The 13,381-nt window shown below is 51.9% G+C and carries 11 protein-coding genes; 8 read left to right on the forward strand and 3 right to left on the reverse strand.

The window, feature by feature from the left end:
• Nucleotides 1-10 precede the first annotated feature (10 nt).
• Nucleotides 11-1,093: a hypothetical protein gene (locus JTN23_RS17340; protein ID WP_247236295.1), complete on the forward strand. Its 1,083-nt coding sequence runs from the start codon at nt 11-13 to the stop codon at nt 1,091-1,093.
• 2 nt (nt 1,094-1,095) lie between these two features.
• On the forward strand, nt 1,096-2,574 hold the full coding sequence (locus JTN23_RS17345) for an MBOAT family O-acyltransferase (RefSeq protein ID WP_247236296.1): 1,479 nt from the start codon (nt 1,096-1,098) through the stop codon (nt 2,572-2,574).
• Between the two features lie 160 nt (nt 2,575-2,734).
• Here the strand turns inward: JTN23_RS17345 and JTN23_RS17350 are convergent, their stop codons facing one another.
• Nucleotides 2,735-3,262 (reverse strand): hypothetical protein, encoded by a 528-nt coding sequence (locus JTN23_RS17350; protein WP_247236297.1) that lies wholly within the window; start codon nt 3,260-3,262, stop codon nt 2,735-2,737.
• Nucleotides 3,263-3,393: 131 nt separating this feature from the next.
• Here JTN23_RS17350 and JTN23_RS17355 point away from each other — a divergent pair, with 131 nt between their 5' ends.
• Nucleotides 3,394-4,446 carry an acyl transferase gene (locus JTN23_RS17355; protein WP_247236298.1) on the forward strand — a complete coding sequence of 351 codons (1,053 nt, stop codon included), beginning with the start codon at nt 3,394-3,396 and terminating at the stop codon, nt 4,444-4,446.
• A gap of 53 nt (nt 4,447-4,499) precedes the next feature.
• Here the strand turns inward: JTN23_RS17355 and JTN23_RS17360 are convergent, their stop codons facing one another.
• Both JTN23_RS17360 and JTN23_RS17365 read right to left on the reverse strand, forming a co-directional pair.
• Complete coding sequence (locus JTN23_RS17360) at nt 4,500-5,663, reverse strand: sigma-54-dependent transcriptional regulator (protein ID WP_247236299.1); 1,164 nt, start codon at nt 5,661-5,663, stop codon at nt 4,500-4,502.
• A gap of 291 nt (nt 5,664-5,954) precedes the next feature.
• The gene (locus tag JTN23_RS17365; RefSeq protein ID WP_247236300.1) at nt 5,955-6,653 is read right to left on the reverse strand and encodes a DsbA family oxidoreductase; all 699 of its coding nucleotides are present in this window, start codon (nt 6,651-6,653) and stop codon (nt 5,955-5,957) included.
• A gap of 246 nt (nt 6,654-6,899) precedes the next feature.
• On the opposite strand from JTN23_RS17365, the gene JTN23_RS17370 reads away from it, so the two are divergent.
• From JTN23_RS17370 to JTN23_RS17390, 5 genes are all read left to right on the forward strand, one after another.
• Nucleotides 6,900-7,499: a gluconate 2-dehydrogenase subunit 3 family protein gene (locus tag JTN23_RS17370; RefSeq protein WP_247236301.1), complete on the forward strand. Its 600-nt coding sequence runs from the start codon at nt 6,900-6,902 to the stop codon at nt 7,497-7,499.
• A gap of 81 nt (nt 7,500-7,580) precedes the next feature.
• Entirely contained in the window at nt 7,581-9,302 is a 1,722-nt protein-coding gene (locus JTN23_RS17375; RefSeq protein WP_247236302.1) for a GMC oxidoreductase, read from the forward strand.
• Between the two features lie 100 nt (nt 9,303-9,402).
• A complete protein-coding gene (locus JTN23_RS17380) occupies nt 9,403-11,058 on the forward strand; it encodes a CotH kinase family protein (RefSeq protein ID WP_247236303.1) in 1,656 nt (551 codons plus the stop codon).
• A gap of 2 nt (nt 11,059-11,060) precedes the next feature.
• Nucleotides 11,061-12,284, forward strand: a complete 1,224-nt coding sequence (locus tag JTN23_RS17385) for an acyltransferase family protein (RefSeq protein ID WP_262918554.1) — start codon at nt 11,061-11,063, stop codon at nt 12,282-12,284.
• 191 nt (nt 12,285-12,475) lie between these two features.
• Nucleotides 12,476-13,339 (forward strand): alpha/beta hydrolase, encoded by an 864-nt coding sequence (locus tag JTN23_RS17390; protein WP_247236304.1) that lies wholly within the window; start codon nt 12,476-12,478, stop codon nt 13,337-13,339.
• Nucleotides 13,340-13,381: the final 42 nt, after the last annotated feature.

Below are 13,381 nucleotides of genomic sequence, written 5' to 3' on the forward strand. Positions count from 1 at the left end.
CCATTCACTAATGCACTATTCTCCTTTCGTCAAAGCAGGGTTACTGGCCCTGGTCGTGCTCATTAGTACCCTTGTAGGCTGGGAAATCTATCTGCGTAGTCAGGGATTCGAAATTTCCTACAACGACGACAATGACCTGTGGGCCTACCACCGCCAGCAGGTATACAAGGCTACCGCCGCCAATCCTGTCATTATCGGGTCTTCCCGGGTTAAGTTCGGGATAGATCTGGCTACCTGGGAAGCTACCTCCGGGGCGCCTCCCACCCAACTTGCCATGGTAGGTACTTCGCCCCGACCAATACTGGCTGATCTGGCCCGGGACAAGGACTTCAAAGGAACCGTGCTGATAGGCATAACCGAAGGATTATTCTTTTCACCTACCGGAAGCTATCCCGAACAGCAAGCTAACAAATGCACCGCTTACTATCCCCAATGGTCTATTGCTCAGCGGACCGGCTTCTACCTGAACCGCCAGCTGGAGTCCCGGTTGCTTTTTCTGGACATCGAACGATTCAATCTGCGCTCGTTGCTGAATCGGGCAGGTGTTGCCAACCGACCGGGGGTATTTGCCCTGCCTGCTTTTCCGATGAAGTTTGTTACGGATGGGTTTAACCGCCAAACCACTATTACACAGGATTTCATGGCTGATACAGCCATGCAGAATGAGCAGAAGGCCATCTGGATGTACGTATTTACAAAGGCTCCTCAGGCACCTATGACCGACAGCTTGCTCACCACCATCTTCGGAGCGGTAAAATCGGATGTTGCCACCATCAGGAAACGCGGCGGTCAGGTCTTATTCGTACGTATGCCAACTTCCGGAAAAGTATGGGAGTTGGAAAAGCAGGTGTTCCCGCGGGAAAAGTACTGGGATCGGTTACTCGCCGAAACCGGTGTGCCGGGTATACACTTTCAGGACTATCGCGAACTAGCCAGATACGAATGTCCGGAATGGTCACACCTGAGTCCGGCTGATGCCCGTACTTTCACAAGAGATCTGATCCGAATAGCCGAGCAGAAAACCGGCTGGCGCATCGCGCGCTCCTCCGTCGCTTCCGCCTCTACCAACTCGTCCACCTTAGCCGCCCGATAATCATGGTTTTCAATTCGTATACCTTCATTGTGTTTTTGGGCGTGGTGCTGCTGCTGCACAACCTGCCCCTATCCTGGAAAGCAAAAAAGGTGAATCTGCTGGTGGCCAGCTACCTTTTTTACGCCGTCTGGAACCCGCCCTTCGTATTGCTCCTGTGGCTTTCGACTGTAGTAGACTACCTGGCGGCCCTGGCGCTGGGGCGGGAGGAAAATCAGTATAAGCGCAAGGGGCTTTTGGTCCTAAGCCTGGCCGTCAATCTGGGTATGCTGGGATACTTTAAGTACGGGGGCTTTCTGATGGATAATTTCGTGGCGCTGCTTTCGCTGGCAGGTGTTACGTACCAGCCTCCCCAGGCAGATATTATCCTGCCGGTAGGTATCTCGTTCTATACGTTCCAGACGCTCTCCTACACCCTTGACGTATACCGCCGGAAGTTTGCTCCTGAGAAGTCCCTGCTTGACTTTTCGCTGTTCGTCACGTTCTTTCCGCAGCTGGTAGCCGGTCCTATTGTCCGTCCGGGCGAGTTGATACCCCAGTTCAAAGTACCTCATCAGGCTACCCAAACCCAGATGATCCGGGGGCTATTTCTGCTCACGCTGGGCCTGTTTATGAAAGTAGGTATTGCCGATGGGATGCTATCAGAGACGGCTGACTCGATATTTGGTGTTCCTTTTCCACTGCATCCGCTGGATGCCTGGGCGGGGGTACTTGCTTTTTCAGGTCAGATTTTCTTTGACTTTGCCGGTTACTCCACCTGCGCCATCGGAGTGGCCCTGTGTCTGGGTTTTATCCTGCCCGACAACTTCCGCTACCCCTACGCGGCTATAGGCTTCTCTGACTTCTGGCGACGATGGCATATTACGTTGTCTACCTGGCTGCGCGACTACCTGTACATTCCGCTGGGCGGCAACCGCCTCGGCGCCACCCGGACGTACCTCAACCTGATGATTACGATGCTGCTGGGAGGCCTGTGGCACGGCGCCAACTGGAACTTTGTAATTTGGGGAGCCCTGCACGGGGTCTTTCTTGGAGTAGAAAGGCTATTCAGAGACCGGCCCGCCCGACTTCCCGAAATGCCTCTGGCTACGGATACGGTCATCACTCAGGCCTCTATGCTTCCGGCTATTCCCATCAGTCGCTCCGTGTCGCGGTTTGGACTGGCTTTGATGACATTTTTTCTGATTAGCCTGACCTGGGTCTTTTTCCGATCTCCCGACTTTGGTACCGCTATGCGGCTCCTGCTCTCGATGTTTGGTGTGATTCCGGTTCAGATCAAGTTCCTGGCTACTATTGATATGTACAAGGTATTTGTAGTAACGGTGGCCCTGCTGGGTTGCCACTGGCTCATGCGTGATAAATCGGTAGTAGCAGTAGCCGAGCGTACCCCCTGGTGGCTGCTTGGACTAGGCTGGGCTGCCATGCTGCTGGTACTGGTACTTACCCAAAAGAGCACCGGATCATTTATTTATTTCCAGTTCTGATCTACCCCTACGGTGCTTCCGGGCTCTTACTTAAGCCTGTTATAAACCAGAAGTACCTGACCAGGTTTGGTCAGGTACTTCTGGTTTATCTATATTCTACAACTAATATTAAAAGTAGGTTTCTATCGGATAGATATACATCCCAAAGAGTCTCCTCCCACTAATCCAGCGGAACGGATATGGTATCGGTTTCGATCACGTTGCTTACCCGAAGGGCACGGTCACGTACTCTGACCTGGAACTTCAGCACGGTAGGCTGGGCAAAGCGTGAGTAGAAGAAGATCTGGGAGAAGTCAAGCTTGCCTTTGATAGGACCTGGCTTACCGTCGCGCTTGAGTACCGGAAAGAAAAGCTTGCTACTCACGGCGGAAGGTACCTCCACAAAACGATCATCTTCCTGACGCAGAATAGTCAGCTCGTAGTTACCCCAGCCGCTGTACTTGGTGTTGAGCAGTGTGGTATCGCTGCGCTCTTCCGGCGTTACCCCCAGGTCGCCATCGCCATCTTCAAAATCAATGGTAATCACCACCGAGTCTTTCTGAGCGTTAGGTCCCGAGAACGGATCCGGAACAGTATACTTGTCTATACTGTTGAACTCTATACGCGGGGTATTATCAAAATTAGGAGTTTCGACGCAGCTTGCCAGTGCCAGAGCGGCAAATAGTACTATGTAAAGAGTGTAGCGCATAGTGCAGGTGAAGTATCTGAGGTTTGGCTTTTACTACTAACAGATTCAATCCTCATAGGTTTAAGAATCTGCTTTTGAAATATCTTTGTATATATATTCTAGAATAAACACTACCCACGAAAGTAACAGGATTGGAACTACCACGCAATAGCTCACCCGCAGTACTTCGGCAGGCACTCCGCCAGCAGGTGATAGACCTTAGCCCGGATGGCTTTGAGGCAACAGCCCTGCGGATATTCAGGTATCAGGCTCAGTACAATCCGGTGTACAGCGCTTTTCTGTCTCACCTGCGTATCCGGCCCGACCAACCGCAGCGTCTGAACGAGATACCCTTTCTACCTATTCAGTTTTTCAAGAGCCATACCATCCGCACCGGACAGCCGCCCGAGAGCGAGACCACTTTTGAGAGCAGCGGCACCACGGGCACGGTTACCAGCCGTCACACGCTCTACGACCCGGCCCTCTACCACCAGGTGAGTGAGCGCATCTTTGAGCAGCAGTATGGTCCTTTAAGCAACTTCCACGTACTGGCCCTATTACCTTCATACCTTGAACGAAACAACTCGTCACTGGTGTATATGGCGCAGCATTTTATTGAGAAGACAGCCTCCCCCTACTCCGGATTTTACCTGTACGATACCGAGGCGCTCACCCAACAGCTACGCACACTGGCCCGGCTCCGGGATGGTCGCCGGGTACTGGTACTGGGGGTTACCTTTGCCTTGCTCGACTGGGCAGAAGGTATCGGTGACGCGGCGTTTCTGAGAGAGCTTCCGGACCTGATCGTGATGGAAACGGGGGGGATGAAGGGCCGGCGCCGTGAAATACTCCGCGAAGAAGTACACGATGAACTCATGAGCCGCCTGGGCATCGGCGAGGTACACTCCGAATACGGCATGACCGAGTTGCTGTCGCAGGGGTACTCACACGGACAGGGGGTATTCAGGCCGGGTTACACCATGCGCATTCTGATTCGGGATACCAATGACCCGCTGGATGTGAAAGCACCGGGTACTTACCAGCGCACGGGAGGGATTAACGTCATTGACCTGGCTAATCTGGACTCGTGCAGCTTTATCGAAACGCAGGATCTGGGGCGCCTGGGGGATGAGCCGGATACCTTCTATGTAATCGGACGGTTTGATAACTCAGATATACGAGGGTGTAATCTGATGGCCCTATAAACGCAGCAGGCCCGACCGTGTGGTCGGGCCTGCTGCGTTTATAACTTCTGGTATTAGCTACCGATACTGGCGTACAGCTTCACATCATCCAGCGTAATGATATCGCCACACAGGATGATCAGTCGCTCGATTACGTTACGGAGCTCGCGAACGTTACCGGTCCAGGGGAGTGTCTGCAGGTGCTGCATAGCCTCTGGTAATATGCGCTTGGGCGCACTACCGTACTCCTCGGCTATGTCATGCAGAAACTTATCGGCCAGTAGTGGGATATCCACAGCCCGCTCAGCCAGAGGCGGCACATAGATCAGGATCACACTCAGACGGTGGAAAAGGTCTTCACGGAAGTTACCATCCTGTATCTCCCGCCGCAGGTCTTTGTTGGTAGCCGCAATAACCCGTACGTTGACTTTTATTTCTTTCTCGCCGCCTACCCGCGTTATTTTATTTTCCTGCAGGGCACGTAGTACCTTGGCCTGAGCCGACAGGCTCATATCGCCTATCTCGTCCAAGAATATGGTACCTCCGCTGGCCTGCTCAAACTTGCCAATACGCTGCTTGATAGCGGATGTAAACGCGCCCTTTTCGTGACCGAATAGTTCGCTTTCGATCAATTCGCTGGGTATAGCGGCGCAGTTCACCTCCACCAGCGGCATATGAGCCCGTGAGCTCCGCTCGTGGATCTGTTTGGCCACCAGTTCTTTTCCCGAGCCGTTGGGGCCGGTTATAAGTACCCGCGCCTCCGTAGGAGCCACCCGCTCGATGGATTCCTTCACCCGTCGGATCGGGTCGGAGTTACCTACTATTTCGTTGATTTTGTAGATCCGCTTCTTGAGCTGATTGGCTTCGGCTACCAGTTTGTACTTCTCGATAGCGTTGCGGACACTGATGAGCAGCCGGTTCAGATCCGGTGGCTTGGTAATGAAATCGTAGGCTCCACGCTTGGTGGCTTCTACGGCATTCTCCACGTTGCCATAGGCCGACACCATAATAAACTGAGTACTCCGGCCCATCTCCCCCGCTTTCAGCAATAGCTCCAGACCATCCATCTTGGGCATACTGATGTCGCAGAGCGCCACGTGGTAGTCATTACTTTTGATTTTTTCGAGACCTTCGTCACCATCTTTAGCCTCATCTACTTCGTAACCTTCATATTCCAGAATGTCCCGCAGGGCGTCCCGAATGTTCTTTTCATCATCAACGATGATTATTTTAACCATGGTAATGGAGTGGGAAGATTTATAATGTTTGCGAAAATTAAGGGAAAGTCACCTCTAATTGCAATGATAAAAGTAATATTTACTGAATACCTGCGCAAAGATTCTTTCCTTATCCTTGGTGTCAGCCCTCTCTGACCTCCCTGTTTAGCTACTTTCCTACGTGCCTTCCTGCTCACAAAAAAGCAAGCATAGTATGCTTGCAGGGAGATGTACTCAGGCTGTCTGTACTAATACAAAACAGAGCCCGCCTGATTTATACTACCAGGCAGGCTATCTATTGTTTAACTTTCATTAGCAACCTTCTGGTCCGCAGGCTTGTCCGCTCATGGCTTCCAGCATCTCATCACGAACAGTGGTAAGCGCCTGAACAAACACTTCGGAAGGCTGGGCTCCCGAAACGCCGTACTTATTATTCAGGATAAAGAAGGGTACTCCACTGACACCCATGCTCTGGTAGTGCGTGATCTCCTGCTTTACTTCGTAGCCGATCGCGTCATCAGCCAGTATGGCCTCAACCTTTTCCTGATTCCAGCCGAAGGGCTCAAACAGCCCGGCCAGTACCGACGCCTCCCTCAGGTCTTTGCCATCGGTAAAGTACGCCTTAAACAGGATTTCTTCTGCCTGGTCCTTGAAGCCTTCCTGACCGGCTACGTGCAGCAGCTTGTGCAGGGAGATGGTGTTCAGCACGTAGGTGATCGTATCAAACCTGAAATCAATACCTACTTCATGACCTACATTGGTCAGGTGAGCGTGCATCTGCTCCACTTTCCCTCCATTGCCGAACTTCCGCAGAAAGTATTCATTCCGCTCCATACCGACGTCGGGTATGGTAGGGTCCAGTTGGAAAGGGTGCCAGCTGATCTTGACTTCTGAGCCTTCCGGCAGCTCCGTCAGTGCTTTTTCCAGGCGCTTTTTGCCTACGTAGCACCAGGGACACACTACATCCGAAACAATATCTATGGTAATAGCTGGAGTTATTGGCTTAAACATATTCTTTTATTTTAGGTGATTCCGAAGAACTGTCTTTTTGACAACAGCTCTTCTCCGAATTTAATTCAAACCTGACCCTGATGATCAGGTCCTGCGATTTCCCAAAAAAGAATATGCCGATGTTTAGATTTTAACTATTTTAGGTACAAATATTTCAAAAATAAAGACGTTATTATTTCATATTTTGTACATAACGAATGTATTTTTACATTCTGCATTGTTAACCCTTTTTACTAATCCAACATAATGAATAGACGTGATGCTCTTGCCCGTGTGGCGTTACTAATGGGGGGAACTCTCTCGGCTCCCACTTTAGTCGCCTTTCTGGAAGGCTGCAAGACCGCTGACGAAACCTCCAAAGCTACCAGCTTTGCGTTCTCGGACGATCAGCTGAGTCTTGTTTCAGAAGTTGCTGAAACTATCATCCCACGAACAGATACCCCTGGTGCCAAAGACGCCAAAGTCGGAGAGTTCATACAGGTGATGTTGAAAGACTGCTACTACACCAAGGATCAGGAGAAATTTACCGCCGGTCTGGAAAAACTCAACGATGAGGACTTCATGAAAGCGGCCCCTGAGAAAAGAACTCAGATCCTGACGGCCCTTGAGAAGGAGTCTATCGAAGAGCTGAAGAAAGTCGGAGACGAGCGCAACAAAGCCAAAGAAGCCGGCAAAACCTTTGAAGAACCAGGTGTACCTTTCTTCCGCCTGATGAAGGAACTTACTCTGCTGGGGTACTTTACTTCGGAGCAGGGAGCTACTCAGGCTCTGGAATACGTAGCCGTACCTACCAAGTACGAAGGATGCATTGACCTTAAACCCGGTCAGAAAGCCTGGGCTATATAATCTATTATCATAGGTAGACAGCGGGATTTAACCCTCCCTCCTGTTTGCTTTCAGTTAATCCCTTTTATATCAATACTACTGATGAATCTTAACATAAAAGCCAAACAACAAGCTACCTACGACGCCATCGTGGTGGGATCGGGTATCAGTGGAGGCTGGGCCGCCAAAGAGCTTACCGAAAAAGGTCTCAAGGTACTTATGCTGGAGCGCGGACGTGACATCAAGCACGTAGTAGACTACAAGACGGCCACGCTCGCTCCCTGGGAATTTGAACACCGCGGCCGGGTAAGTACCCTGGCTCGTGAAGAATACTGGGCGAACTATCGTACGGGCTATACCGCCAACGAAGAGCACCGCCACCATTTTGAAAATGATAAAGAAAACCCATACCTGGAGGACCGTCCCTTTGACTGGATCAGAGGGTACCACTTGGGCGGGCGCTCCATTATGTGGGGCCGCCAGAGCTACCGCTGGAACGAAGCCGACTTTGAAGCTAACGCCAAAGAAGGCATTGCCATCGACTGGCCGATCCGCTATAAGGACATCGCCCCCTGGTACGATTACGTGGAGCGGTTTATCGGAGTGAGTGGTTCACGGGATGGTCTGGATGTACTTCCTGACGGACAGTTCCAGCCCCCTATGCAGATGAACTGCGTCGAAACACAGGTAAAAAGTGCCATTGAATCTAAATTCCCCGGACGGCATTTGATTATTGGCCGTACGGCTCACCTGACAGCTCCTCAGGAGCACCAGACTGCCTTGGGCCGGGCGGCTTGCCAGTTCCGTAACATGTGTATGCGCGGATGCCCGTATGGTGGCTATTTCAGCACCCAGGCGGGCACCCTGCCCGCTGCCCAGAAAACCGGCAACCTTACCCTGGTTACTGACGCTATCGTGACGGAGGTAATCTACGACGACAAGGCCGGAAAAGCTACCGGCGTACGGGTAATTGACCAGAATACGATGGAGGCCCGTGAGTACTTTGCCAAGATTATATTCCTGAATGCTTCGGCCATTGCTTCGGCGTCAATCATGCTCAACTCCAAGTCGAGCCGCTTCCCCAACGGACTGGGTAACGAGAGCGATCAGCTGGGCCGCAACATCATGGACCACCACCTGGCCGTAGGGGCAGGCGGTGAGTTTGACGGCCACCAGGACAAGTACTACTTTGGTCGCCGGGCCAATGGTATCTACGTGACCCGTTACCGCAACTGGGGCAACGACAAGCGTGACTACCTGCGTGGCTTTGGGTACCAGGGTGCCGCCAGCCGTGAAAGCTGGGGACGTGGTGCGGCCATGGAAGGTTTCGGTGCTGCCTTTAAAGAGGAGATCTCTAAGCCGGGTATCTGGCGCATGAACCTGGGCGGCTTTGGTGAGGTACTGCCTCAGGAGAGCAACCGCATGTACCTGCACGCCAGCCAGAAAGACAAATGGGGACTGCCGCTGGTGGTATTTGATGCAGCGTACGGTGAAAACGAGCGTAAAATGCGCGTAGACATGATGAACGATGCCGCCGAAATGCTCGAAGCATCCGGATTCAAAAACGTAACGCCGTACAACGATACGACCAAGAACCTCGGTATTGGTATCCACGAAATGGGTACTGCCCGTATGGGTCGTGATCCGAAGACGTCGGTACTTAACGGCAACAATCAGGTATGGGGTGCCGAGAACGTATACGTAACAGACGGAGCCTTTATGACGTCGGCGTCCTGCGTCAACCCTTCGCTCACCTACATGGCTATGACTGCCCGCGCCGCTGACCATGCTGTTAAGGAGCTGAAAAAGCAGAACATTACCTAGAAGTACATTAGCTTTAACAAGAAAGCCTCTTTCCTACCTAGTGGGAAGAGGCTTTTTTTATAGTACCCTTCTCTGTTCACCAAATAGCTCTATTTAGCCTATGAAAAACTTACTTTTACTTTGGATAGTATCCGGTATTGCAGCTATTGGTAGCGGAGGGCAGGCGGAGGCTCAATTGCTGGATAATTCCACCTTACCCATACTGATCATCGACACCCAGGGACAGGAAATTCCTAACGAGCCCAAGATCGTGGCCTCCCTGAAGATTATTGACAATGGTCCCGGCAAGATCAACCTCCCTACGGATAAGCCAGCCTTTGAGAGTAAAATAGGGATAGAGCAGCGGGGCTCCTCCTCCCGGATACTTTTCCCCAAGAAGCCCTACGGATTTGAGCTGCGGGATGCCAAAGGCGAAGAGGGCGTTAGTGCCTCGCTGCTGGGTATACCTGCCGAGGAGGATTGGGTACTCAATGCTACCTACAACGACAAAACACTGGTTAGGGAAGTACTGACCTACGGCCTGTACCGGCAATTCAGCCCCTACTACGCCACCCAGACCCGCTACTGCGAAGTCATCCTGAACGGTCAGTACCAAGGCCTGTATATCCTGATGGAGAAAATAAAGCGTGACCGAAACCGGGTCAACATCTCCAATCTTAGAAGTACTGACACAGCCGGCGATGCGCTGACGGGTGGCTACATACTGAAACTGGATAAAGTTGAAGGTAGCCCGTCCCGCACGTGGGAGTCGCCGTTTAAGTCCTCGTCTAACAAGACTATCCCCATACAGATAGAATTTCCTAAGATCGGGGATATCACCGAGGCGCAGTTCAACTACATCAAAGACTACCTTACTGCCTTTGAAACAGCACTAAAAAGTGAGAGCTACCAGGATGAAGCCACCGGCTACCCCAAGTACATAGATGTAGACTCCTGGGTAGACTACCTGATCATTAACGAGGTTTGCCGCAATGTAGATGCCTATCGGATAAGTACTTTCTTTTATAAGGACCGTGACAGCAAAGGCGGAAAGCTGGTAATGGGCCCCATCTGGGACTTTAACCTTGCCTACGGCAACGTTGACTTCTGCCAGGGTGAGTCGTACATGGGCTGGGCCTTTGACTTCAACTCTGTATGTCAGAATGAACCCAACCATATGCCATTCTGGTGGAACCGGCTGCTGATGGATTTCAACTTTGCCCGCAAAGTGCGGCTACGGTACCAGTCCCTGCGGCAAAATGTACTTAAGACCGAGCACATCAACCAGTACATTGACTCCACCATCACCAGTATGCACGAGGCCCCGATCCGTAATTTCCAGCGCTGGCCGGTGATAGGGCAGAAACTATGGCCCAACCACTACGTAGGCAATACCTATCAGGACGAAGTCAAGTACCTCAAGGACTGGATCAGCCTGCGCCTGAACTGGATGGATGGGGCCCTGCTCCCCTTTGGGGCTGATGTCATGAGTTCCCCCAGCGCCGTCAGCAACGAGATACAACTGCTAGTTTCGCCCAATCCCGCCCCCCATAAGCAGGTACAGGTACAGTTTAACCTGCCTGCTGCCTCTGCCGTCAGGATCGTAACCGTAGATCTATGGGGCCGAACTACCATCCGGAGGGATATGGGCAGGCTCACTTCGGGTCTTCATAGTTCGGAAGTGAATCTGGAAAATACTAATGGCCATCTGATCCAGCTCATAGCCCTGGAAGCGGACGGCAGAATCATATCAACTAAAAAACTACTACAACCGTAGCGATGGATACAATCCTGAATCCTTCCCTGCCCCGGCAGGAAACCGTCACCCGCTCCATTCCACAGCGGGTATCCTCCGTAGATACCTACCGCGGATTTGTGATGCTGCTGATGATGGCCGAAGTACTTGAGTTCGGCCACGTAGCCGAAGCTGCCCCCGGTAGTAGCTTCTGGGCGTTTCTTCACCACCACCAAAGCCACGTGCCGTGGGTAGGTTGTTCGCTGCACGATCTTATCCAGCCTTCATTCACGTTCCTGGTGGGGGTAGCGCTACCTTACTCTATGGCTAGCCGGTCCAGCCAAGGGCATAGTGCCACCTACCTGTGGCTCCACATGCTGCGCCGGTCGCTGATCCTGATCCTGCTGGGTATATTTCTGCGATCTATGTTCAGCCAGCAGACCAATTTTACCTTCGAGGATACCCTTACGCAGATAGGTCTTGGCTACCCTTTCCTGTTCGCGTTAGGGTTCAGTACTCCCCGGGTTCAGTGGGGGGCTCTGGCGGCAGTACTGGTAGGCTACTGGCTCCTCTTTGCGCTGTACCCCCTGCCCGGCCCGGATTTTGACTGGTCGCAGGCCGGAGTAGCCGCCGACTGGCCGCACCACTTGCAGGGCTTCGCGGCCCATTGGAACAAGAACACCAATGCCGCCTGGGCCTTTGATCGCTGGTTTCTGAACCTGTTCCCACGTGAGCAGCCCTTCCTCTTCAACGGCGGAGGCTACGCCACCCTTAGCTTTATCCCTACGCTGGGTACCATGATCCTAGGCCTGCTGGCCGGACAGTGGGTAAAGGCGGCTACCTCAGCCGGTCCGCTTCTGAAGCGGCTGCTGATTACGGGTGTACTCCTGCTTACGGTAGCTACTGTACTCAACTGGTCGGGTATAGCACCCAATATCAAGAGAATCTGGACGCCCACCTGGACCCTGTTCAGCGGGGGCTGGTGCTTTATTCTGCTGGCGGGCTTTTACTACCTCGTCGACGTACAACAGACCCGCAGGTGGTTTATGCCACTGATCGTTATTGGTATGAATTCCATTGCCGCATACGTGCTGGCGCATACGGTAGTAGGCTTCATCGACCAGTCGTTCCGGATTCATATAAGCCCGCAGTATGACCAGGTATTCGGCCCTATATACCGTACATTAGTGAGTGGAGGAGTGGCTTTGCTGGTGCAGTGGCTGGTCTTGTATTGGATGTACAAGAAAAAGCTTTTTATAAGAATTTAAAGAAAAAGTACCCATTTTCCCGGTTTTATTGCCGATTACTAAATGGCTGGTTGTATAACACAGGGATGGCATAGGTTTTATACTACATAGTTCATCTTTATTACCTGCTTCTACGTACATTTTATAAGGCAAAACAGACATAAACATATGTGACTATGGGTACTTTCTATATTTCTCGAAAAGGAATACGTATGGCCGTATGCCTTGCCCTTAGCGTAGTTTTTTTTGGTCTTAGCGGTTGTCAGGATCTGGGGCTTATTGATCCTGACAGTACCTCTATCAATGACCCGATTATTGATTACGTAGAGATCAATGACGTGCCGTACGGAAAAGGTCCGCTGCAGAAACTGGACATAGCGCTGCCACTTTCGCTGGAGAAGAATCCGGCCGAAGTTGTCATACTGATCCATGGTGGCGGCTGGACTACCGGCGACAAGTTTTATCTGGGGTCTACGGTAAATCTGCTCAAAAAGGCCAAGAAAAATCTGGCTATTGTTAACGTGAACTACCGCATTGCTTCGGATACCGGCAATCTGATCTCGCTCCAGCGTGAAGATATCAGCTCGGCGGTTGCGTACCTGGTGGAGAACGCCGGTAAGTATAACATCAAAGACAAGGACTACATGATCGCCGGAATCAGTGCGGGTGGCCACCTAGCCCTGACACATGCCTACGGTGACAACAAAAATCAGATCATCAAGACTGTGGTCGCCGCTTCTGCCCCTACGGAGCTATGTATCAGAGAGATGGTTGATGCCAGCCTGCAGCCCAACGTACAGTACCTGGTAGGTGCCAAGTACGAGGGGCCTCTTGATGCTTTTATTGAAGCAAGCCCCTTCTATCTGGCCAGCTTCCGTTCTCCCCGCACCATACTACTCTATGGCGAGGACGATAAACTGGTTTCTGTCCAGCACGGGGCATTACTGCACAAAAAGCTCAAAGCTCTGCGGGTACCTCACTCCTATATTTTGTATCCGGGCGAGGCGCATAATGTATCAGCCGAAAAGATTACCCGGAATGTCTTTGCTGCGTTCCAGAACCAGCCAGCCAACTAGAGCCGGCGCTTGATCTTACTACACTTTATCTACATCCTGCAC

The sequence above is a fragment of the Telluribacter roseus genome (assembly GCF_017355915.2).
Classification (GTDB): Bacteria; Bacteroidota; Bacteroidia; order Cytophagales; family Spirosomataceae; genus Telluribacter.